Here is a 21632-nt window from a genome sequence, read left to right as displayed (position 1 = left end):
TCAACGCGCAAAGATAAGATTTAACACCAGTCCACCCCACGTGGACTGGCACCCGCTACCTATGCGGAAAAAAGTAATGCAAACTTCCATTTACGCCAGCCTCTTGGCCCTGCTCCTCACCCTTTTGCACGGCACCTGCGCCCGCGCCCAGGGCACGCCGCCCCGTCAGAGCTTTGAATCCACGACCGACGCCTCGCTGCCCTATGCATCGACGACCGCGCCCTACGGCGGCGGCGGTCTGCCCACCTGGAACGTCGTAGAACGCTGCGGCGGTATCGATACGGCGGCCCACGGCACCCACTTTTGGGTGGCCCGCGACGTGGAGAACGCGATGTCCGGTACGTCGCGCAGTACGCTCGACTTCAGCGCCGATACGATCTGCCACCTGACCAGCGCCCGTTTTGTCTTTGCCTACAACGTGCAGGGCTACGATGGCGGAGACGACTTCGGGTACGTATTGTACCTCGACGGTTTCCCCACGGAAGAGGTTATCCTTATAGATGGCAAGAACGGAGGCGGGGTCTCCACGTCGGGGTGGGTGTACGATACCGTGGCCATCCCCGGTACCGCCGAGACGGCCCGGCTCTCGCTCTTCTTCGAGCAGAACGGCGATGACGTAGCGGGCGTCGACGACGTGCAGTTGCTGGCCACCGGCGACGATGGCAACTGCCGGCCCGTGTGCGGCATCCGCCTCGGCAAACCCGTCCTGCACTGCAGCGAATTTACCGACGGGCCCGACCTGCTGCGGCTCAGCCTACCCTACACCGGGGCCGAAGCCGGCGCCCGCGTCTACTGCAGCGAAGGCGTGGTGGGGGGCGACGATCCGGGCGCCGTCGCCGGGGGCACGATCACGGCGACGGGCCTGACCGAAGGAGGGTTCTATACCTTACAGGTACGCGGCGGCGCCTGCGACCTGACCGTGCCGCTGGAGATCCCCACTGCCCAGTGCGCCCCCGGCAGCGTGGTCATCAACGAGGTGCTCGCCGACCCCGGGGAAGACATCAACGGAGACGGCAGGGTGGACGCCGGGGACGAATTCGTAGAACTCTACAACGTAGGCGCCACCGCCTACGATCTCTCCCGCCACACCCTGCACGACGGCTCTAACTCCGGTGCCCGCTTCACCTTCCCGGAGGGTACGCTGCTTGCGCCCGGGGCCACCTACAGTATTCTAGCCACGGAGGGCGAAGGGCTTGGGGGCGGCTGCACCTACGGCGTCGCCCGGGGTTTCCTGGGGCTGAACAACGACAGCCCGGAAACGGTGACGTTGCGGACCGCCTCCGGACGCGTCGTAGCCCAGGCCGATTTTGCCGATGCGCCGGCCGGCGCGTCGCTGGTCCTTTCGCCCGACGGCAATTTGGCCGGCGGCTACCAACCCCACACCGAGGTCGACGGCAATCGCTCCACGGCCTGCCAGACGGCCGCGGCCCTGCCGGTCGAGTTGCGGTTCTTCACCGCCACCTCCCTGCACGACGCGGTACGCCTCGACTGGGCTACGGACGCGGAACGGCACAACGACCGCTTTGTCATCGAGCGCAGCAAGGCGGGGCGGACCTTTACTCCCTTCGGGGAAGTGCCGGCGGGGAACGGCCGGTATAGCTACGTGGACTATACGCCCTTCCCGGGGCAGAACCTGTACCGCCTGCGGCAGGTGGACGTGGATGGTCGCGAAACGGTGTACGGGCCCGTCCTGGTGCGGACCGACAGCGGTGACGTACGCGTGTATCCGAATCCGGTGGTCGGTAAGCTGCACTTGTCCGGAGAGGTAGCCGCCACCGAGCAGGTCACGGTATTCCGGGCCGACGGGCGGCTCGTTCGCCGGTTCACCGGTGCCGAGGCCAACCTGCGCGACCTGCCCGCGGGCGTGTACTACCTGCGGCTGTCGCGCGCCTCGGGAGCCCCGTCATTCCGCTTTATAAAGGAGTAGATCATTTCCTGGATCCGGGGTCGGATGGAAAGTTCGTAGATCGCCCGGCTGTCGCGGCTGGGGTGCACCCGGTTGCTGAGGAAGACATAGAGCAGATCGTACTCGGGATCGGCCCACACGAATGTACCGGTGTATCCGCTGTGCCCGAAGCTGGCCGGCGAGGCGTCCTTGGCTACGGAGCTGCTCGCCGCGTCGTATTCCAGCAGGGGCTTGTCAAAGCCCAGGCCGCGGCGGCTCCCTTCCTCGGGGTACTGGTAGCGGGTGAACTCCCGCACGGCCTTCTCCGCGATGTAGCGACGGCCCGCGTATTCCCCGCCGTTGAGCAGCATCTGGTAGAGCTTGGCCAGGTCCTCGGCGGAGGAGAAGAGGCCGGCGTTGCCGCTGACCCCGTCCATCATGGCTGCTCCCTCGTCGTGCACCACGCCGTGGAGGGTGTCCATCCGGAAGAAGGTATCCACCTCGGTGGGCACGATGCGGTCGAGGGGGATGCCCCGGTCCAGGGGGCGGTATCCGAGCGTGGTGGCGCCGAGCGGGTCGTAGAAGTTTTCCCGCAGGTAGGTGCGGTAGTCCTGTCCGGTAGTGCGCTCCACGTAGGCGGGCAGCAGGTAGAACAGCAGTCCGGAGTAGACGTACTCGCCGGGGGGCTTGACCGGCGATTTGCGGATGGCGCGGCCGATGCCCCGCTTGCGGTAGTTGCGGTAGAGCCACATATCGTCGGTCAGGCGGATAGGGTAGCGGGCCGAGCTGTCGCGCCGGATCGTATGGTTGCGGAAGCGGTAGTCGTTGGTCAGCGCTGACGACCAACCGTCCTGCCAGGGGTAGCGGGCGTTAGCGCGCAGGGTAGACTGCCAGTAGGGTACCCACGACAGCAGTCCGGCGCGGTGGGCGAGCGCGGAGCGCAGGGGGATGCTTTGTTTATTGGTCTGCTTGAGCTCCCGGAAGAGGAGGCCGAGGGGGGCATCGAGGCGCAGCCGCCCCTCGCCGTACTGCTGCATCAGCACCAGGAGGCCGGAGGCGGTCTTGGTGATCGAGGCGAGGTCGTAAACGTCGTCGGCGCGCGTCGGACGCAGGTTTTCGTAGGTGTGGTAGCCGCTGGTGACGTGCAGCAGGGGTTCGCCGTGGTGCCAGACGAGTACCTGGGCCCCGGGGAAGGCCCCCGCGGCGATCCCTTCCTCGAGGACGGAGCGGATGGAGTCTTTGAGGGCGCGCTGGGCCGGGGCGGAGGCTGCCAGCAGCAGCAGGGGCAGGAGCAAACGCAAGCGCATAAGCGGAAGGATTTGGCGGGTTCGCGGGTGCGGTGAATGTACTATAAAAGCGGTGTCCACCGGCTTGCCATCGCCGCGAGTAGCTCGGATTCGTCGCGGTACAGGGCGTGGCCGACGGCATCTCCGGCGTCGGGGGCGGAAGACCGGGCGGTCAGGTAGTCGCCGTAGCGGGCCTCGCGGTGGTAGGTGATGTCGGCGTGGCGGGGCAGGTGAGTGCTCAGGAACGGGGCGCCGAGGGGCTCGAGCATCAGCTCGGGGAAGGCCGGATTGGTGAGGTGGTTGTTAAAGTCCAGGTGGGCGAAGGTCACCCGCGACGTGCGTTCCGCGGCCGGCTCCCCGGGCGGGTCGGGTTTGTCGCCGGGGCGGGTCAGGTGCTGCCCCGCCGGGGGCAATCCGGCGAGGCGATCGGACACTTCAACGGGGATTGGGCGGATGCGCCGCGCGTCGAGGCTCATCAGCGACCACGCGGTGGTGGACCGCACGATGGGGTGACCCTTGGCGTCGAGCAGGTAAAAGTCACGGTAGGAAACCAGCCGCCGTTCGATGTGGGTGGGTAGGGTAAGGACCGTCACCCGGTCGCCGAGGCGCGGCCACCGTTCGGCATCCACGACCTGCCGGTGCAGGACCCAGGTGAGACCGTGGTCGGCGGTCAACCGCTCGCTGGAGATGCCGAGCCGGTCCGTATTAACGAGAGCGGCCTCCTGAAACAACCGGATGAGGTGGGGGAGGGTGAGATAGCGGTGCGGACCTACGCTGGCGGCGGCGACGCGGGTATTGAAGGTTTCCTGGAGGGGGGAGGCGGGTACCAAAGGGATGGGTTGAAATAAACTTTTTGTTTAGATTTGTACCACTCAAAACATCTTGTATGGCACTCAGGGCGGTAACGCGCCGGCCGGTATTCATCGCCTCCTTCGGTTCCGGGGGAAGCGAGCCGGCGGACGGCAGGGCGGAAGATACTCCGCAAGCAACCGAACGGATACGGGACCGCTTCCCCGGGGCCGGGGAGGTCCGGCACGGTGGTGCCTCCGACGGTTATTGCTACCGCATCACCTTTGCAGCCGGCCGGCTGGCGGCAACCTACGAGCTGTTACGGGCCTTCCTGGTCGAGGAGGGCTACGCGAACGTGCCCCTGCCGGCCGACGTGGAAGAACTGCGGCGTTTCCGGCTGCCGCCGAAACTGCGTCACCAGCTATCTCTCTTCGGGGAGGACGGCTACGTGCACAATCCCGTAAAGGTCCTTTTTCCACCCCCCGGGGGGCGCCGGGGCGGGCTGTTGCTCGAGATTTATGATGAAACCGCAACGGGCCATCTCCTCCGTTTTCACCGGCGATAAGCAGAAAATTGGATGCCCGGAGGGAAGGTTTGCCCTAAATGTTATCTAGGTAAGGGGTTAATGTCCTAAAATTGCACCCCGAAACATACCGCCCTGAACAAAATACGTTTCCAGGCGATACAGCGGTAGTTGGTTCCCGGTAATAGCTGGGAGCTATGCTAGTTTTATATGTAATTAACCCTCACGTCAAACCCGCAAACATGCTCAAGCAGTTACTTTTAGTCTTCGCGGTGCTTTCCTGTATCAACTTATCCGCACAGGATATGCCGGCCAGCACGGAAATGCCCGAATCGCCCTACCCCTGGGAGTTTGGAATCAAACTCGGCACCTCTGCTCTTGGTGGTGACATGATCGAAGACGATATTATCTTCTTCAATCAGGCACACTTTGGAGGCGGGCTCTGGCTCAGCCGCCGGTTGGGTTCTGCCCTGTCGCTGAAGGCTGCGGTCATGTACGGTTCGCTGCACAGCGATGACGCCGAGAGTGAAGACCAACAATTCGTCGACCGCGGCTACACTTCGGAGGCCACCGTCATCGAGCCCAGCCTCAGCCTGGTACTCGAGCCCTTCTACGGATCGCGCTTTTCCGATGATTACACCTTCCGTGGCGGCCTCTCCCCCTACATTTCAGCGGGTGTAGGCTACGGCATCTGGGGTGATGTTACCACCACCTACGGCGACGACACCAACGAGGCCCCTGTCCAGCAGGACATCGCCGACGAGATTGATGATAGCGGTGGGGTGACTTTCCCCCTCGGCATCGGTTTGCGGTACTATATCTCCCCCCGCTCCAGCCTCGGGCTCGAGTACTCCCTCAGCCTTACTAGCTCCGACCTTATCGACGGTGTTTCCGCTTCCGGTGATCCCGACGACGACGATACCTATAACTTTATTGGCCTGACCTACTCCGTTGGTTTCGGTGCCCGCGACGCGGACCGCGACGGTGTCAACGACCTGGTTGACGAATGCCCCACGGAGCCCGGCCCCGCCGCTACCAACGGCTGTCCTGACACGGACGGCGACGGCGTGGCTGACAAAGATGACGACTGCCCCAACGAGGCCGGCCTGGCTAACCTCAACGGTTGCCCCGATGGCGACGGCGACGGTGTGGCTGACAAAGATGACGAATGCCCCACCGAGCCAGGTACCGCAGCTACCAACGGTTGCCCCGATAGCGACGGCGACGGTGTTGCTGACAAAGACGACGATTGCCCCAACGAAGCCGGACTCGCCAGCCTGAACGGCTGCCCCGATGGCGACGGTGACGGTATCGCCGACAAAGACGATGAGTGTCCCGCCGAAGCCGGTCCCGCCGCTACCAACGGTTGCCCCGACCGCGACGGTGACGGTATCGCTGACAAAGACGATGAGTGTCCCGACGAAGCCGGTGTTCCCGAGTACAACGGTTGCCCCGGACCCAACGAGCGGCCCGAGAACCTGCAGGAGCGTATCGCCCGCTACGGCCGTATCCTGGAAGGTCAGGACTTCGAGCACATCCGCATCGATTCCATTAACGGAACCATTGAGATCGACCGGATCTACTTCCCCACCGACGTGTCGAGCCTCAACCGCCCCGACCGCATGATCATCGAGGAGATCGACCGCTTCCTGGCACTGCCCGGAGCCGAGGACTTCATGATCCGCTACGAAGGTCACGCTGACCGCCGTGCTTCCGACGAGTACAACCAGCGCTTGTCCGAGCGTCGTGCCAACTCCGCCCGCGATTACACCGCCGAGCAAGACGGCGCCGAAGCGGCTAACCTCAGCGCCATTGGCTTCGGTGAGAACCAGCCGGTCGGCAGCACGCTCCGCGAGAACCGCGTAGTGATCCCGGTAGCTACCGAGCCCACCCGGATGATGCCGAATAACTAATCCGGTACTTTACCGGTGACCCCGACAACAGGGGGTGCTTCCGAAAGGAGGCACCCCCTGTTTTTTGCGACACTACCCCGGCCCAGGCTTTTTTACCCCGGCCAAGCGCACCTTTCTACCGGGTGGGCTGTTGCAAATAGCTGATTAGCAGTCTTAACGGGGGGATTCATACGCGTCAGCGGTCCGCCCCTTCCCACCGGTGTTCACCATTCGTACCATCTGTTGTCTCCGCCCGGAGATGTCTCGGCAGCGTTTTGGGCGGGAATTTCTTATTTTGATATTTGTAAAAGCAGTCAGGGAAATGTCTGAGTATAAGGTGATTATAGCCGGCCAATTGGAATTCGGTTCGCCGCGGGCGTACAACCAGGTGATGGAGCAGTATGCCCACCGGATGGAGAATTATTACAAGAATGATATTCTCTTGAAGCCGGAAACCATCTTCAAGGAAGATGAGCTCACCCTCGACGTGCCCCGCACGGTCCTACCCAGTTCGGAGCGTCTCTGGCTCAATACCCTGAACCTACTGGAACGGGTGGTCACCTTCAGCATCGCCGGCAGCCTGAACCTGTGGCGCCTTGACGCCGGCGTGATGATCGACCACTACAAGCTCGAACCCAAGAGCGACCGCACCACCGTGCAACTTTTCAACCGCGGGCGGGAGCTGGTGGACCAGCGCGACAATGAGCAGGAGGCCCTGAACATGATGACCAAGGTGGTCACGCGCTTCGAGCGCCACGCGCAGGCCTACGAGCGGCGCGGTTTTGTTAACTACCGCCTGGGCAACGACAAGGATGCCCTCTACGACTACACCAAAAGCATTTCCATCAACCCGCTGATGCCGGAGAGCTACTACGGACGCGGGCTGGTGTATCTCCGCCAGGATAAGATGAGCGAAGCGGCGGACGATTTCGAGGCCGTTACCAAAAACAGCATTCCCCACCAGGCGATTTACTGGATGGCCCAGGTGGCCCTTGGCGACGCCTACCTCGAACTGGGCCGGCCCGCCGATGCCATGCGCATTTTCGGGATGTTCATGAAGCGCAAGCAACGCATTGCTAGCCTCGATCGCTACGACCGGCGTGTCGCCTTTCAGGCGGGGCAGTTGTACGCCCGCGCCGGACGGACCAAGGACGCGATCAATGCCTTCGAGCGGGCCCTTGCCGCGGAAGCCGATCACAAGGCGCCCGCGGAAGACCGGATACGACAGGACCTGGACAAACTGCTCGCCCCATCCTCCGGCTCCGGCGCATAAGGCGCACTAGGCACTCGCCGCTGCGCGTTGTACGTTTCGGATCCATCCCGTCGATCATGCGTGCGCTTTTCCCCTTTTTATTTCTCTTCGTAACGGCCTGTTCCGCCGGCCTGACGGCGCAATCCGGCCGTACCGAGCTGCGCAAAAGTGACCAGAAGGAGCTCGCCGCCGCCCAGTCGCTGCTCAGCCTGCAGCAGTATCCGGAAGCCCGTGAGAAGGTGGATCGCCTGCTGCGGCGATATACCGACGTGGCCGAATTGTACTACCTTGATTCCGAGATCGGACGGGAACAGCAGCAGTACGCCGCCGCGCTTGCGGCCCTGGACCGCGGCCTGAGCCTTGAAGAGAATCCGCCCGCCATCGCCTACCGCAAGCGTGCCGAACTCCACACCCAACTTAACGACTACGCCGCAGCCGCGGCCGATTACGAGCGTTACCTGGACCGCCTGCGGGCCGACGGGCGGAATGCCAGTCTCGTAGACCGAGCGACCGAGCTATTGGCTACCGCCCGCGTAGCCGCCGACCTGGCCGCGCGCCCGCTTTCCTTTTCCCCCCGCCCCCTCGGTCCGGGCGTGAATACCAGGGAACACCTCGAATATTTTCCCAGCCTTAGCGTAGACGGGCAGCGGCTCATCTTCACGCGGCGCGTGGGGAAGCGGCAGGAAGACTTCTACCAAAGCGAGCGCCTGCCCGACGGTACATGGGGCACGGCGGCGCCCCTCCCCGGCATCAACACCCCAATGAACGAGGGCGCCCAGAGCGTCACGGCCGACGGCAGCTACCTCGTCTTCACCGGCTGCGGCCGGCCCTCGGGGATGGGGTCCTGTGACCTGTACTTCAGCGAGCGTACCGCGGGGCAGTGGTCGGAGGCAGAGAACCTCGGGCCAACCGTTAATACCCGATCCTCGGAAAGCCAGCCGAGCCTTTCCCCGGACGGAAAGCTGCTCTTCTTCGCCAGCAACCGACCCGGTGGATTCGGTAACGACGATCTGTACGTAAGCGGTCGCGGACCGGACGGTAGCTGGAGCCGGCCAATGAACCTCGGCCCAACCATCAATACTTCCGGGAACGATCGCTACCCCTTCTGGGCCGCCGATAACCGAACCCTCTACTTCACCTCCAACGGCCGGCCGGGTATGGGTGGGGCCGACCTCTTCAAAACCTCGGTCCGGCCCGACAACACCTGGGAATCGCCGGTAAATCTTGGCTACCCCATCAATACGGCGGGCGAGGAAAGTAATCTGTTTATCGCGCTGGACGGGGTGACCGCCTTCTTCAGCAAGGGCGTGGAGAACGGGATCGATATCTACACCTTCGACATGCCGGAAGCCATTCGGCCCGCTCCCGCTACCTACGTGGAAGTAACCGTGGTGGATGCGGAAAGCGACCGTCCCCTGGAGGCGTCCGTGCGTCTTCAGACCCAGGATAGTTCCGGCACCGTGGTCGAGAGCCGCACGGACCGTACCGGCCGCTACCTCACCGTACTTCCCGTCGGGGAAGACTACGGGTTCACCGTAGAAAAGGAAGGCTACGTCTTCTACTCCGACCGCTTTGAACTGACGGGGCTCCACTCCGCCGACGAACCGTACGAATTGCGGATCAGGTTGCAGCCGATCACCGAAACGGCCGCTGCACCGGATGCCGAGGACGACGGCGCCATCGTACTGCGCAACGTTTTCTTTGCCACCGGCAGCGACGCACTCCTCGACCTGTCGACCGAGGAGCTTGACCGGCTGGTGACCCTCCTGGCGGGGCGGCCCGGGCTGCGGGTAGAGATCGCGGGCCACACCGACGACGTCGGCTCGGAGGCCGATAACCAGGACCTCAGCGAGCGGCGGGCCGCCGCCGTAAAGGCGTACCTGGAGCAGCAGGGGATCGGCGCCGACCGGATACAGTCGGTCGGCTACGGGGAAAGCCGGCCCGTGGCAACGAATGCTACCGAGGAGGGGCGGGCGAGCAACCGGCGTACTACCTTCCGGCTGCTCTTCTAGAAGTCCTTACTTTCGCGCCATGTCCGCTGAAGTACAGCTATCGGAGGCGCCCCCGCCGCCCAACTATCCGGCCCTGGCCATCAGCGGCCTGTTTCACCCGTTGTTGCTGCCTACGTACATCTTTCTCATCCTGGCGGGCGTCAATCCCTACCTGTTCGGCACCTCCGACCTCGGAGAGCCGCGGGCGATGAGCAACCTGATCCTGATCTTTCTCGACACCTTTGTCATCCCGGTGATCGCGGTGCTCATCATGGTCAGGCTGAACATGATCAACAGCGTGATGATGCACGAGAAGTCGGAACGCATCGGGCCGCTGTTGCTCGTGATGGTGCTTTACTTCTGGATCTTCTACAATTTCAGCCAGAGCAACCAGACGCCGACCATCTTCACCTCCTTCCTGCTCGGGGTAGTGATTGCGCTGGTGACGAGCTTCGTGGTCAATCTGCTCGACAAGATCAGCCTGCACGCCGTGGGGATGGGCGGTTTGGTGGCCGTTTCCGTGATCATGCTCGCCCTCTTCGGTCCGAACGGGATCAATGTGGGTGAGGTTACCGTCGGTCTTCCGCTGCTGGTGCTGGTCAGCGTGCTGCTGGCCGGGGTGGTCGGTACGGCACGCCTGTCCCTGGGCGCCCACAGTTTGCTGCAGGTCATCGCGGGGTACCTGATCGGCTTCGTCGCCCAGTTCGTGGCCCTGAAATTCTATTTCTGATGCCTAGCCTCACCGATCCTCTCCCCCACGATCCGCTGGGCGAATCCCCCCGGGTCATCGGGCATTACGTAGGGGAAGAGAACGGCCCCCTAGTAGTAGCCATCGGTGGCATCCACGGCAACGAGCCGGCGGGCGTGGCGGCCCTCGAGCAACTGTTCGAGCTGCTGCGGGAAGAGCCGCTGATCAATCCGGGTTTCACCTTCCGCGGCGAGCTGCTGGCCCTGCGCGGTAATCTCGAAGCCCTCCGTAGCGGTCGCCGCTACATCGATACCGACCTCAACCGCATCTGGCGCCACGTCGTGCGGGGCGTGGACGATTCTTACCCTACCGTCGAGGCGCGGGAGTTGGACGGCATGCTTGCCGCGATCGATAATGCCCTGGTCGACTCGCCCGTGGCCGAGATCGTGCTGCTGGACCTGCACACCACGACGGCCACCGGGGGCGTATTCTCCATTACCGGCGACGACGCTCCTAGCCTGTCGCTGGCCGCGGAACTCGGAGTGCCGGTCATCAAGGGAATGCTCAGCGGTCTGCAGGGAACTACCCTGAGCTACTTCCGGTCCGGGCAGTACGACCTCGAACGCCCCTGCCGGGCCGTCACCTTCGAAGCGGGAGGACACACCGACCCGGTTTCCGTAGACCGGGCCCTGGCCGCCACCGTCAACCTCCTGCGCTCGGTCGGCTGCGTACGCGACGAAGACGTCAGCACCCACCACGAGGAAACACTCCGTACCTCCAACCCCGGCGTGCCGCCCGTGCTCGAGCTGGTCTACGTTCATCGCCTGCCGGCGGGCGGTCGGCACGGTTTCGTCATGCGGCCCGGCTACCTCAACTTCCAGAAAATCAATGCCGGGGAAATCCTCGCCGAGGATGCCGACGGCCCCATTGCCGCCCCGTGCGCGGGCTATCTACTGATGCCCCTCTACCAGAACCAGGGCGACGAGGGATTCTTCATCGTACAGCGCTACGAAGGTTCCGCCAGCTACTAAACTCCCTCCATGGCTTCGCGACAGGTCGGCCTCTTTTTCGGCTCTTTTAATCCGGTCCACGTGGGCCACATGATTCTCGCCAACTTCATGGCCACCCGTACCGGCCTGGACGAGGTATGGCTGGTGGTTAGCCCCCAGAACCCCCTCAAGAAGCGCGGCACGCTGGCCCGCGACCACGACCGGCTGCACCTCGTGGAGCTGGCTATCGGCGATACCCCCCGCCTCCGCGCCAGCCGCGTGGAATTCGACCTGCCAAAGCCCTCCTATACCATCGATACCCTCGCCGTACTACGCGACAAGTATCCCGAATATGACTTTTCCCTCATCATGGGAAGCGATAACCTGGCCTCCCTCCATAAGTGGAAGAACTATGAGTTGATCCTGCGCGACTTCTCCATTAAGGTCTACCCCCGGCCGGGCTATCCGGGCGGTGAGTTCCTCGACCATCCGAACGTAGCCCAGTACGATGCCCCCCTGATGCACCTGTCCGCTACTTACATCCGGGAAGCCGTCCGCGAAGGGTACAGTATCCATTACCTGGTGCCCCCGGCCGTGGCCGCGGAGTTGCACAAGTCCGGGATGTACCGGTAAAATCGTCACCGACATTTTGACAGGCCTGGAGGGCTGGAACGGAAGTTGTCCCTTTCGTGCGGGGGGATCTATAGCCAAAACATTTACAACTATGCAAAAAGGTAACATATCCGTACAAACGGAAAACATCTTTCCGATCATCAAGAAGTTCCTGTACTCCGACCAGGAAATCTTTCTGCGCGAGCTCGTCTCGAACGCCACCGACGCAACCAGCAAGCTGGCCACGCTGGCCCGGAAGGGAGCGGCGAAGGGCGACTTCACGGACAAGACGATCGACATCATGATCGACGAGGAAGCCGGCACCCTCACCATCCGCGACCGCGGCATCGGCATGACCGAGGAAGAGGTCAAGAAGTACCTGAACCAGGTGGCCCTCTCCTCCGCCCAGGAGTTCGTCGACAAGTACCAGGATGACGCTTCCATTATCGGTCACTTCGGACTGGGTTTCTACTCGGCCTTCATGGTGGCGGACAGGGTGGAAGTTGTTACTAAAAGCTACCAGGACGGAGCCAGTGCCGTCCGCTGGATCTGCGAAGGCGATCCAAGCTATGAGATCGGAGAGGCCGAGCGCGACATGCAGGGCACCGACGTCATTCTCCACATCAGCGAGGACAGCAAGCAGTACCTGGAAACCGACGAGATCGAAGGGCTGCTGCTGAAGTACTGCCGCTTCCTGCCCTATCCCATTCGGTTCGGTACCAAGACCGAAACCACCTACGAGGAGGTGGAAGCCGAGGAAGGCAGCGAGGAAAAGCCCGATCCCAAGAAGATCGAGACCGAGGTTGACAACGTCATCAACAACACCGATCCGCTGTGGAAAAAGTCGCCCGCCGACCTGACCGACGAAGACTATAAGGCTTTCTACCGGGAACTCTACCCGATGGGTGAGCCTCCCATGTTCTGGATCCACCTGAACATCGATTACCCGTTCAACCTCACGGGTATCCTCTACTTCCCCAAGGTATCCGGTAAGCTCGAACTGCAGCGTAACAAGATCCAGCTGTACAGCAACCAGGTATACGTGACGGACAACGTGTCCGACATCGTGCCGGAGTTCCTGACCCTGCTGCACGGCGTGATCGACTCCCCCGATATTCCCCTGAACGTGTCGCGTAGCTACCTGCAGGCCGACACCAACGTGAAGAAGATCACCGGGTACATCACTAAGAAGGTAGCCGAGAAACTTAGCAGCCTCTTTAAGGAGGACAGGGAAGCCTACGAGGCCAAGTGGTCCGACCTGGGCGTATTCGTGAAGTACGGACTGATCTCGGACGACAAGTTCTTCGAGCGGGCGCAGAAGTTCACCCTGCTCCAGAACACCGAAGACAAGTACTTCACCATCGAGGAGTACCGGGAGCGCATCAAGGAGAACCAGACCGACAAGTACGAGCGCCTGGTGGCCATCTACACCGCCGACGCCGACCGGCAGCACACCCTCATCGAGTCGGTAAAGGATCGCGGCTATGACGTGCTGAAGATGGAACACGCCATCGACGCGCCCACGATCCAGACGCTCGAGCAGAAGGAGGATAAGCTCAACTTCGTCCGCGTGGACAGCGCCACCCCGGACCAACTCGTGCAGAAGGATGAGGAAAAGGATAACCTTCTCACCGAGGAAGAGCAGGAAACCCTTACCCAGCTGTTCACCGAGACCGTGGGGTCGGCCGGGTCCGTGGAACTGAAGCCGCTCGACGTCCAGGATGCCCCGGTACAGATCGTCCGCAACGAGTTCATGCGTCGCATGAAAGAGATGCAGATGATGCAGGGCATGGACACCGCCATGTTCCCCGATTCTTTTCAGGTCGTGGTGAACGCAAACAGCCCGGTCGTCAAGGAGCGCCTGTTGCAGGTGGAGGACGCTGCCGCCCGGCAGGAGAATGCCGCTTACCTCTACCAGCTGGCCAAGCTCAGCCAACAGATGCTGAGCGGAGCCGAGCTGAAGGCTTTCATCGACCGTTCCCTAAAAATGATGTAGCGCAGGGGGCGGGAGAACGCCGCTCCGTTCCCCGGCTACCGAACGGCCGGTACACACGCTTCGCGCGTGGGTGCCGGCCGTTTTTTTTGCGCGGTCGCGGGGTGCGGAGAGGAGCCTGCATCGGCGGTGGAGCGGTTAATTGCCCGGCTACACTACCAGTCGGCCGGCCGGACCGGTGAAGACGGCCTCGATCCGGTCCGTGTCGCCCGGGTGAGCCAGAAAGGGCGATCCCAGCGCATGCAGTACCGGATTGACGCGGTCGGGCGCGGGGTGGAAGAGGCGCAACTCCGTCAGGTACAGTCCGAGGTCGGGGAGGGTATCGGCGGGGTGGGGGGCCTCGGCGCCGCCCCAGTCGATCAGAAAGGGCAGCACCGAAACGGCGGGCTCGGGGCCGGGGTCGGTAAGGCGCCAGCTGAGGGTTTCTCCGTCCGGGCGGTCACGGCTGCCTGCCTGTACCTCTGTGCCGGAACCGAGCAGCTCTGCCATACGGACGATCTCCGCACCCGCGTGAAGCGCCCAACGACTCAGTACCGGCGCGTCGACCAGGTCGATGCCCATCCACCGGGGTGGGGGGACGGAGGTGGCCGGATCGACCGCCAACAGCTCGAGGTACGAACGGTCACCGAGCCGCAGCAGCGCGTTGTGGGTGCCCCGGGCGGGGTGGCGACCACCGATCACCGGGGGGTAGCCGAGCTTAGAAAAACGGTCAACGGCAATAGACAGGTCCGCTACGACGTATACTAGGTGATCAAGCATTTGCCAAAGGTAGTTACTAACTTTGCGCTGCTTTACGAATGGACGACCCCTCAAACACCTGTCTATGCGTGTCCTTCTCCCGCTACTTTTTATTTTTCTCGGTACGTTTTCCGCCTACGCCCAACAGTCGGGGGATCCTTCCCAGGGCAGTGACGAATCTTTGCGCACGCAGTTCGAGTCCATGCTGGATGTCTCCAACCGGTACCGCGAGGGCAGCCGCGAGTTCAAGGTAGTACGCCGGGATTACCTGGACGCCTTCATGAATAATGTCGGTGATTCCATCTCCATCTATACCCGCCGCATCAGCGAGCTGGAACAGCAGGAGGCGAGCCTGCAGGGGCAGATCGACAAAAACTCTTCCGAGGTAGCCGACCGCGACGCGACCATTGCCGCCCTGAACCAGGAGCGTGACAGCGTGAACCTTTTGGGCCTGCAACTTGATAAAGGAACGTACAGCCTCATCATGTGGTCGCTGGTGATCGGTCTGCTCATCGCGTTGCTGGTGGCGCTGGCGAGTACCCGCCTGGCCGCCCGCAACAACAACGACCTGAAGCGGGAGCGCGATAAGCTGTCGGAGGAGCTCGAGCAGAGCCGGAAAAGCCGGCTGACCGTCGAGCAGGACCTGCGGCGGCAACTGCAGAACGAGATCAACAAGCGGTTGCCGTAAGCGGGCCGTATGTTCACCGGGAAACAGCATCTTCGGGCCGTGCGCAAGCGGGGCGACAGGGCAGTGGACAACTGCTTTTCCGCGGAAATATTAAGTTTTCGAACACAATAGTTGTCGCAGCGATTCGGTTTAACTAGCCGAGGTCGATGACGACCCGTCCGTTTCGGGCGGCGAGCCAAGAACCCCATCTATCAATTTTGGACTACCACCGCAACATGAAGATACTGCTCAAGACGCTGCCCTACCTCTGCCTGGTACTCCTGGTGGCGAGCTGCAACCGTAACAACGATCGCTCCCGCACCACCAACTGGAAGTACAACGACGAGAAGTGGGGCGGATACGAACGCAACAATGAATTCGAGGGACAGGAAACGCCTCCCAACATGGTGCTCATTCCCGGCGGAACGTTCGTCATGGGTTTCACCGAGGAGGACGTACCCTACGACTGGGACAACATCCCGCGGCGCGTTACGGTGTCCAGCTTCTACATGGACCAGACGGAGATCAGCAACGAAGATTACCTCCTGTACCTGCACTGGACGGAAGACGTCTACAGCGAATACCCCGAGGTACTCCAGTCCGCCCTGCCGGATACCCTGGTATGGCGCGACGAGCTGTCCTTCAACGAGCCTTACGTGACCGGTTACCTCCGCCACCCCGCCTACGCTCAGCACCCCGTCGTGGGCGTGAGCTGGGTCCAGGCCCGCGAATACAGCCGCTGGCGGACGGACCGCGTGAACGAGGCCATCCTGATCGACAAGGGTATCCAGGAGCAGCGCCCCGACCAGCAGGGCTCTGACGTATTCGTCACCGATGCTTACCTTGCCGGCCAGTACGAAGGCGTTGAGCGCAAGGGAATGAAGGACCTCAAGAACGGCGAAACCCGCCCGGTACGCCTTGAGGACGGTATTCTCCAGCCCGACTTCCGCCTGCCCACCGAAGCCGAGTGGGAATACGCAGCCCTGGCCCTCGAAGGCCTGCAGGCTAACGAAAAGGACGAAAACTACACCGACCGCCGCATCTACCCCTGGAGCGGAACGAGCATGCGCTACCAGCGCCACGATAAGAACCAGGGTAAGATGTACGCCAACTATAAGCGTGGCGGTGGTGACTACTCCGGTATCGCGGGCAAGCCGAACGACGAGAACATGATCACCAGTAACGTCTTCGACAATTTCCCCAACGACTTCGGCCTCTACAACATGGCCGGCAACGTCAACGAATGGGTACTGGACCTTTACCGTCCCCTGACCACCCAGACGCTGGTCGACGTCGAGAACCACGACCTAAACAGCTTCCGGGGTAACGACTTCATGAACGTGAAGCGCGACCAGGATGGCCGCCCCGTCGAGAAGGACAGTCTCGGACGCCTCGTGTACGTACCCGTACAGGACGAAGAGGTGGCCGACCGCGACAACTACAACCGTGGCCGCGTCTACGACTACCTGGACGGCGACGAGGAAAGCGGTGCTTCCTACTCCACCAACGAATACACCCTGATCAGTGACAAAGCACGCGTCTACAAGGGCGGCAGCTGGGCCGACCGGGCCTACTGGCTCAGCCCCGGAACCCGCCGCTTCCTCGATCAGGACCGCGCTTCCCGTACGATCGGCTTCCGCTGTGCCATGGTCCGCGTTGGCAACAGCCAAGGCGTGGACGAAGGGCAGGTAAACCGCTTCGGCATGCGGCCGGGCAAGCAAAAGAACCGCCGGCGCTCCCGTCGCTAGGCGTATAAGCACCTATAATTCCGGAATGCCTCACCCAATTTTTGGGTGGGGCATTTCTTTTGCCCCCCTCCTCGTAGCTTTGCAGCATGAAGCTCCTCTACGCCGACCCTTCGGATCTATACGCGGTATACCTGCGGCACCCCCGGGTAAGCATTGACAGCAGGCGGGTCGCGGCGGGCGGCCTGTTCGTAGCCCTACGGGGGCAGTCGGACGGCAATCAGTACGCCGCCGGGGCGCTGGAAGCGGGAGCGGCTTACGCTATCGTCGATAACCCCGACGTGGTCGCGGCGGGAGACGACCGCTACCTCCTGGTCGAGGATTCACTGGTTGCCCTGCAGGAGATCGCGCTGCGACACCGCTCCGCCTTCCGAATGCCGGTATTCGCCATTACGGGCAGCAACGGAAAGACGACCACTAAGGAACTCATCGCGGCGGTCATGGGACGGCAGTACCGGGTACACGCTACCCCCGGCAACTACAATAACCACATCGGCTTGCCGCTGACCATTCTGTCGATGCCCGAGGGAACGGAATTTCTCATCCTGGAAATGGGGGCCAACCACCAGGGGGAGATTGCCGAGCTGTGCCGGATCGGACGGCCTACTCACGGCCTCATCACCAATATCGGGGAGGCACACCTGGAAGGCTTCGGAGGCCGGGAGGGGGTCAAGCGGGGCAAGGGCGAGCTCTACGACTGGCTGGAGAAGGTGAGTGGGGTAGCGTTCGTAAACACCGACGAGCTGGACTTGGAAGAGATGTCCGACGCCCTCCCGCGGCGTATTCCTTACTTCGTCAGCGAGGAGCCTTCCCCCACGGTGGCCGGCCTGGAAGTCAAGTCCCTGGCCGTGCACCCCTTCATCGAGGTCGCTTTCCTGGACGAGCAGCGGCAGTTGGTCCAGACGAGCACCCAACTGGCCGGGGTGCATAATCTGCAAAATGTAAAATCCGCCGTCGCGGTAGGGAAGTACTTCAAGGTCCCCGGGGCATCCATTGCCGCGGCCCTCGCCGAATACCGGCCCGCCAATCACCGCAGCCAGTGGATGGAACACCGCGGGGTAACCTTCTACTGGGACGCGTACAACGCGAACCCGAGTAGCGTGACGGCGGCACTGGCGGGCTTCGCCACCGATAACGAGCCGTTGGACAGCGTCGTCATACTGGGAGAAATGCTTGAGCTAGGGGCCGCCTCTCCCGCCGCCCACCGTCGGGTGGTATTACGGGCGGGGCAGGTAGCACGCACGGTGCTGCTCGTAGGTGCCGAAATGGAAGACGTGGCCCGCGAATTCGACCGCCCCCACTTTGTCGACAGCCGTCTCCTGGCCGAGTGGTTCTGGGCACAGGACTGGAGTGGGAAGCGGATTTTTGTCAAGGGCAGCCGGGGCAACCGTCTGGAGCGGCTACTCGACGAGTGATCCGTCCTCCTTGGGAATCTGACGGGCTGCCTCCTCATCGACCTCCGCGAGCGGCTCCCCGATGTAGTAGAGTACGTCGCCGGCGCTGACGGACAAGGGGCGATCGCCGTTGTCGTTGGCCGGAATGAAGGTGATGTCCCCGTACTCCGTGCACCGCAGGTAGAGGGGGATGGCGCGTTCCTCACGCAGTTTGCCGAGGATGGTGCCGATGTGCCCGGGGTCGAGCAGCTCGATCGCGTTCACGGTGCCGAAATTGCGGGCTGCCCGGTTGAAGAGCAGGTAGCTGACGTACTGCCCGAAGAGGGCCTCCTTGCTGTAGCGCTGCAACTGGATCTCCTTGCGGGTCACCAGGCGATAGGCACCCCGGATGCCTTCGCGGCTGCGGTAATTGTTGAGGAGATAGAAATTCTCCTCGTCGTTGCCGGTAAGGGCCAGCACGTAGCCGATGTCGGTCAGATCGAGGCGGTCGTCCAGGATGTCGGTATCGATCGGCGACTGCATGGCGGTCAGGTTGTTTTCTTCGGCGATATCGGCCTCGGCCCGGTTGGGGGTGACGAGGGTGACGTCGCGGCCACTCTCCACCAGGGAGTGGGCGAGTTGTCGGGCCCCCTCGGAGGCGCCGAAAATGAGCACCCCGCTGCCCTTGGGCAAGCTAACCTTGAGCCGGCGGGCGAGGACCCCGGCGAGGGTGGCGTTCAGTAGTACGGTGCCGAGAACAATCAGAAACACCAGGGGGGTGATGTACTCCGCGTCGGGGATGCCCTCCTTGGCCAGCTCGATACCGAAGAGGGATGCCACGCCGGCCGCTACGATACCGCGGGGGCCTACCCAACTGATGAAGGCCTTGTCGCGCCAGGTGAGGTCGGAAGTGCTGAGGCTCCAAAAGACGCCGAGGGGGCGCGCTACAAAGACGACGATCAGGAAGATGTAGAGGCTTTCCCAGTTGAGGACCAGCTCGATCTGCTCGACGGTCATGTTGGCCGACAGCAGGATGAAGAGCAGGGAGATGAGCAGCAGGGTCAGGCTTTCCTTGAAGTCGAGGATATCGTGCAGGAAGGGGACCTCGCGGTTGGCGAGGTAGGCGCCCATGACTACGGTGGTAAGCAGTCCACTCTCGTGGGCGATCGAATCGGAAATGAGAAAGGCGGCCACGACGAAGCCGAGGGTGACGATGTTGAGCAGGAACCTCGGGATGTACATCCGGGAGATGAGGTAGAACAGGGCGTGGCCCAGCACGAAACCCAGGCCGATGCCGACGAGGCCGGACTGGAAGAACTTGATCAACGAGTCGTAGACCGTGGCTTCGGCATCGTAGTAGGATACGATGAAGTTGTAAAAGAGCACCGCGAGGAAAGCGCCGACCGGATCGACGATGATGCTCTCCCACTTCAGGATCGTGGCCACCTGCCGCTTCACGTTGATCTGCCGCATGATGGGCGCAATGACGGTGGGGCCGGTCACTACGATGAGCGTGGAGAAGAGAAAGGCGATCTGCCAGTCCAGGCCGAGCAGGTAGTGCGCTGCCAGGCCGGCTACCACCGTGGTGGTCGCCGCCCCGAAGGTGGTCAGACGCAGGATGCTGTCGGCCATACCGCGGACCTCCTTCACCTTGAGGGTAAGCCCTCCCTCGAAGAGCACGAGGCCGATGGAGAGGGAAACGAAACTGTAGAGGAGGTTGCCGGGAAACAGGCCGGTGCCGGCTTCGCTGTCAAAGCGGGGGTTGAGCAGCCGGTGACCGGTGTAGAGCTCCCAGCCCGGGCCGATGAGGATACCGGCAATGATGAGGGGGAGAATGGACGGAACCCTGAGCCGCCAAGCGATCCACTGCGCGACGACCCCTATGATAATCAGGCTTCCAATTTCGTACATAGCAGTAAATCGCTTGGTGCGCAAAGTTGTTTAGGCCCCGCGGGGTATCTTCGCCGCGCAAACCCTGACAATCCTATCCCAGTGACCCGCCCAGAATTCGATGCCTCCCTCCAGGAGGCGCACCCCCCCGCCGCCGCCCGTACCGAGCTTGCCTCGCTCTGGTGGATCAGCAAAAATAACTGGGATCGCGCACATTCGCTTATCGACGCCGCGCCGGGTTCCGACTGCGCCTGGGTGCACGCACACCTGCACCGCATCGAGGGCGACGAGGCCAATGCCGGGTACTGGTACCGCCGGGCCGGCCGGAATCGCCCGGACTACGGGCTGGTGCGGGAACGCGAGGTACTGCTGCAACACTTTCTGGAATCCTAGGCCGTTACGGTAGGTAACAACTTTCATTCATGCGCCTTTCCCTACTGCTCCTTCCCCTGCTTTTCCTTAGTTACTGTGCCCGCCCCGTGGCCCGGTTTACGCCGTCTTCCACCGATCTGGCCGCTGCCGATACCCTGCGATTGACCAATAGTTCAGAAAAGGCGGTAAGTTACGCGTGGGACTTCGGAAACGGACAGACCAGTACCGAAGCGGAACCCAGCGTCCGGTATTTCCGTTCGGGCGACTACGAGGTAGCCCTGACGGCCACCAACGAAAAAGGAAAATCGAGAACCACCACCCAAACCATCAACGTGACTCCACCGAAAGAATGCCTCATCCGTATCGAGACGCCCCAGGGCGATATGCTGGCCCGCCTCTCCGATTTGACTCCCCAGCACCAGGATAACTTCGTCAAGTTGGTCGAGGAAAACTTCTACGACAGTCTTCTCTTTCACCGGGTGATCGAGGGATTCATGGTACAGGGTGGTGACCCTACCAGCAAGAATGCCGGCCCCAACGACCGGCTCGGCAGCGGTGGCCCCGGCTACCAGGTCCCCGCGGAATTCGATCCCTCCCTGGCCCACGTCAAGGGAGCCATTGCCGCGGCCCGAACCAACAATCCCGACAAGAAGAGCTCCGGCTCGCAGTTCTACATCGTACAGGGCCGTCCGGTCACCGAAACCGAACTGAACCGCCAGGAAAGCCAGACGGGCGTCCGGTACCCAAGCGACGTTCGCGAGCAATACCTGGAGCAGGGCGGCGTACCCTTCCTCGACCAGAATTACACCGTTTTCGGGCAGGTGATCGAGGGGCTCGACGTCATCGACAAGATCGCCGCCGTAGCCACGGGCGCCGGCGACCGGCCCAAGGAGGACGTACCGATGAAGATCACGCTGGTCCGCTAGCCGGTACCGGACGCGTTAATC

At 62.4% G+C, this 21632-nt stretch carries 18 protein-coding genes; 14 read left to right on the top strand and 4 right to left on the bottom strand.

Annotated features, from left to right (window positions below; genetic code table 11):
• Nucleotides 1-76 precede the first annotated feature (76 nt).
• Nucleotides 77-1927, top strand: a complete 1851-nt coding sequence (locus DQG19_RS19665; RefSeq protein WP_198661819.1) for a lamin tail domain-containing protein — start codon at nucleotides 77-79, stop codon at nucleotides 1925-1927.
• On the opposite strand, the gene DQG19_RS19660 is transcribed toward DQG19_RS19665, so the two are convergent.
• Nucleotides 1870-3192 (bottom strand): serine hydrolase domain-containing protein, encoded by a 1323-nt coding sequence (locus tag DQG19_RS19660; protein ID WP_116128095.1) that lies wholly within the window; start codon nucleotides 3190-3192, stop codon nucleotides 1870-1872. The genes DQG19_RS19665 and DQG19_RS19660 overlap by 58 nt on opposite strands.
• Before the next feature lie 41 nt (nucleotides 3193-3233).
• Nucleotides 3234-4001, bottom strand: coding sequence for an acyl-[acyl-carrier-protein] thioesterase (locus DQG19_RS19655; RefSeq protein ID WP_157974616.1), 768 nt, complete (start codon nucleotides 3999-4001; stop codon nucleotides 3234-3236).
• A gap of 56 nt (nucleotides 4002-4057) precedes the next feature.
• Between DQG19_RS19655 and DQG19_RS19650 the strand changes: the two genes are divergently transcribed.
• The 8 genes from DQG19_RS19650 to htpG all read left to right on the top strand — a co-directional run bounded on the left by DQG19_RS19650 (nucleotide 4058) and on the right by htpG (nucleotide 13903).
• Nucleotides 4058-4525, top strand: a complete 468-nt coding sequence (locus DQG19_RS19650) for a hypothetical protein (protein WP_232826557.1) — start codon at nucleotides 4058-4060, stop codon at nucleotides 4523-4525.
• A 200-nt stretch (nucleotides 4526-4725) separates the two neighbouring features.
• Nucleotides 4726-6396, top strand: a complete 1671-nt coding sequence (locus tag DQG19_RS19645) for a DUF6089 family protein (RefSeq protein ID WP_198661818.1) — start codon at nucleotides 4726-4728, stop codon at nucleotides 6394-6396.
• 301 nt (nucleotides 6397-6697) lie between these two features.
• Complete coding sequence (locus DQG19_RS19640) at nucleotides 6698-7648, top strand: tetratricopeptide repeat protein (RefSeq protein ID WP_198661817.1); 951 nt, start codon at nucleotides 6698-6700, stop codon at nucleotides 7646-7648.
• Between the two features lie 56 nt (nucleotides 7649-7704).
• Nucleotides 7705-9639 (top strand): OmpA family protein, encoded by a 1935-nt coding sequence (locus DQG19_RS21580; RefSeq protein WP_116128087.1) that lies wholly within the window; start codon nucleotides 7705-7707, stop codon nucleotides 9637-9639.
• Nucleotides 9640-9658: 19 nt separating this feature from the next.
• Nucleotides 9659-10348 (top strand): hypothetical protein, encoded by a 690-nt coding sequence (locus tag DQG19_RS19630; RefSeq protein ID WP_116128084.1) that lies wholly within the window; start codon nucleotides 9659-9661, stop codon nucleotides 10346-10348.
• Complete coding sequence (locus DQG19_RS19625; RefSeq protein ID WP_116128081.1) at nucleotides 10348-11337, top strand: succinylglutamate desuccinylase/aspartoacylase family protein; 990 nt, start codon at nucleotides 10348-10350, stop codon at nucleotides 11335-11337. The genes DQG19_RS19630 and DQG19_RS19625 overlap by 1 nt, the downstream gene beginning before the upstream one ends.
• A 9-nt stretch (nucleotides 11338-11346) precedes the next feature.
• Nucleotides 11347-11928 (top strand): nicotinate (nicotinamide) nucleotide adenylyltransferase, encoded by a 582-nt coding sequence (nadD, locus tag DQG19_RS19620; protein WP_116128079.1) that lies wholly within the window; start codon nucleotides 11347-11349, stop codon nucleotides 11926-11928.
• Between the two features lie 91 nt (nucleotides 11929-12019).
• The gene (gene htpG / locus DQG19_RS19615) at nucleotides 12020-13903 is read left to right on the top strand and encodes a molecular chaperone HtpG (RefSeq protein WP_116128077.1); all 1884 of its coding nucleotides are present in this window, start codon (nucleotides 12020-12022) and stop codon (nucleotides 13901-13903) included.
• Nucleotides 13904-14050: 147 nt separating this feature from the next.
• Here the strand turns inward: htpG and DQG19_RS19610 are convergent, their stop codons facing one another.
• Nucleotides 14051-14659 (bottom strand): VOC family protein, encoded by a 609-nt coding sequence (locus DQG19_RS19610; RefSeq protein ID WP_116128075.1) that lies wholly within the window; start codon nucleotides 14657-14659, stop codon nucleotides 14051-14053.
• Nucleotides 14660-14723: 64 nt separating this feature from the next.
• Here DQG19_RS19610 and DQG19_RS19605 point away from each other — a divergent pair, with 64 nt between their 5' ends.
• The 3 genes from DQG19_RS19605 (at nucleotide 14724) to DQG19_RS19595 (ending at nucleotide 18465) form a co-directional block, all read left to right on the top strand.
• On the top strand, nucleotides 14724-15326 hold the full coding sequence (locus tag DQG19_RS19605; RefSeq protein ID WP_157974615.1) for a hypothetical protein: 603 nt from the start codon (nucleotides 14724-14726) through the stop codon (nucleotides 15324-15326).
• Between the two features lie 215 nt (nucleotides 15327-15541).
• Nucleotides 15542-17053, top strand: a complete 1512-nt coding sequence (locus DQG19_RS19600; RefSeq protein ID WP_116128071.1) for an SUMF1/EgtB/PvdO family nonheme iron enzyme — start codon at nucleotides 15542-15544, stop codon at nucleotides 17051-17053.
• An 86-nt stretch (nucleotides 17054-17139) separates the two neighbouring features.
• On the top strand, nucleotides 17140-18465 hold the full coding sequence (locus tag DQG19_RS19595; RefSeq protein ID WP_116128069.1) for a UDP-N-acetylmuramoyl-tripeptide--D-alanyl-D-alanine ligase: 1326 nt from the start codon (nucleotides 17140-17142) through the stop codon (nucleotides 18463-18465).
• On the opposite strand, the gene DQG19_RS19590 is transcribed toward DQG19_RS19595, so the two are convergent.
• Nucleotides 18451-20334: a cation:proton antiporter gene (locus tag DQG19_RS19590; protein ID WP_116128067.1), complete on the bottom strand. Its 1884-nt coding sequence runs from the start codon at nucleotides 20332-20334 to the stop codon at nucleotides 18451-18453. The genes DQG19_RS19595 and DQG19_RS19590 overlap by 15 nt on opposite strands.
• A gap of 81 nt (nucleotides 20335-20415) precedes the next feature.
• Here DQG19_RS19590 and DQG19_RS19585 point away from each other — a divergent pair, with 81 nt between their 5' ends.
• Entirely contained in the window at nucleotides 20416-20706 is a 291-nt protein-coding gene (locus DQG19_RS19585) for a hypothetical protein (RefSeq protein WP_116128065.1), read from the top strand.
• A gap of 29 nt (nucleotides 20707-20735) precedes the next feature.
• Nucleotides 20736-21611, top strand: coding sequence for a peptidylprolyl isomerase (locus DQG19_RS21400; protein ID WP_116128063.1), 876 nt, complete (start codon nucleotides 20736-20738; stop codon nucleotides 21609-21611).
• The last annotated feature ends 21 nt before the right edge of the window (nucleotides 21612-21632 follow it).

This window comes from Lewinella sp. IMCC34183, from assembly GCF_003390915.1.
Taxonomy (GTDB): Bacteria; Bacteroidota; Bacteroidia; order Chitinophagales; family Saprospiraceae; genus Neolewinella.
This window is presented reverse-complemented; position numbering and strand designations above follow the sequence as displayed.

Bases quoted from the DNA above. Each gene is read 5' to 3' on its own strand.
- DQG19_RS19665 (WP_198661819.1), top strand. From the start codon at position 77: ATGCAAACTTCCATTTACGCCAGCCTCTTGGCCCTGCTCCTCACCCTT.
- DQG19_RS19660 (WP_116128095.1), bottom strand. From the start codon at position 3,192: ATGCGCTTGCGTTTGCTCCTGCCCCTGCTGCTGCTGGCAGCCTCCGCC.
- DQG19_RS19650 (WP_232826557.1), top strand. From the start codon at position 4,058: ATGGCACTCAGGGCGGTAACGCGCCGGCCGGTATTCATCGCCTCCTTC.
- DQG19_RS19645 (WP_198661818.1), top strand. From the start codon at position 4,726: ATGCTCAAGCAGTTACTTTTAGTCTTCGCGGTGCTTTCCTGTATCAAC.
- DQG19_RS19640 (WP_198661817.1), top strand. From the start codon at position 6,698: ATGTCTGAGTATAAGGTGATTATAGCCGGCCAATTGGAATTCGGTTCG.
- DQG19_RS21580 (WP_116128087.1), top strand. From the start codon at position 7,705: ATGCGTGCGCTTTTCCCCTTTTTATTTCTCTTCGTAACGGCCTGTTCC.
- DQG19_RS19630 (WP_116128084.1), top strand. From the start codon at position 9,659: ATGTCCGCTGAAGTACAGCTATCGGAGGCGCCCCCGCCGCCCAACTAT.
- DQG19_RS19625 (WP_116128081.1), top strand. From the start codon at position 10,348: ATGCCTAGCCTCACCGATCCTCTCCCCCACGATCCGCTGGGCGAATCC.
- nadD (WP_116128079.1), top strand. From the start codon at position 11,347: ATGGCTTCGCGACAGGTCGGCCTCTTTTTCGGCTCTTTTAATCCGGTC.
- htpG (WP_116128077.1), top strand. From the start codon at position 12,020: ATGCAAAAAGGTAACATATCCGTACAAACGGAAAACATCTTTCCGATC.
- DQG19_RS19610 (WP_116128075.1), bottom strand. From the start codon at position 14,659: ATGCTTGATCACCTAGTATACGTCGTAGCGGACCTGTCTATTGCCGTT.
- DQG19_RS19605 (WP_157974615.1), top strand. From the start codon at position 14,724: ATGCGTGTCCTTCTCCCGCTACTTTTTATTTTTCTCGGTACGTTTTCC.
- DQG19_RS19600 (WP_116128071.1), top strand. From the start codon at position 15,542: ATGAAGATACTGCTCAAGACGCTGCCCTACCTCTGCCTGGTACTCCTG.
- DQG19_RS19595 (WP_116128069.1), top strand. From the start codon at position 17,140: ATGAAGCTCCTCTACGCCGACCCTTCGGATCTATACGCGGTATACCTG.
- DQG19_RS19590 (WP_116128067.1), bottom strand. From the start codon at position 20,334: ATGTACGAAATTGGAAGCCTGATTATCATAGGGGTCGTCGCGCAGTGG.
- DQG19_RS21400 (WP_116128063.1), top strand. From the start codon at position 20,736: ATGCGCCTTTCCCTACTGCTCCTTCCCCTGCTTTTCCTTAGTTACTGT.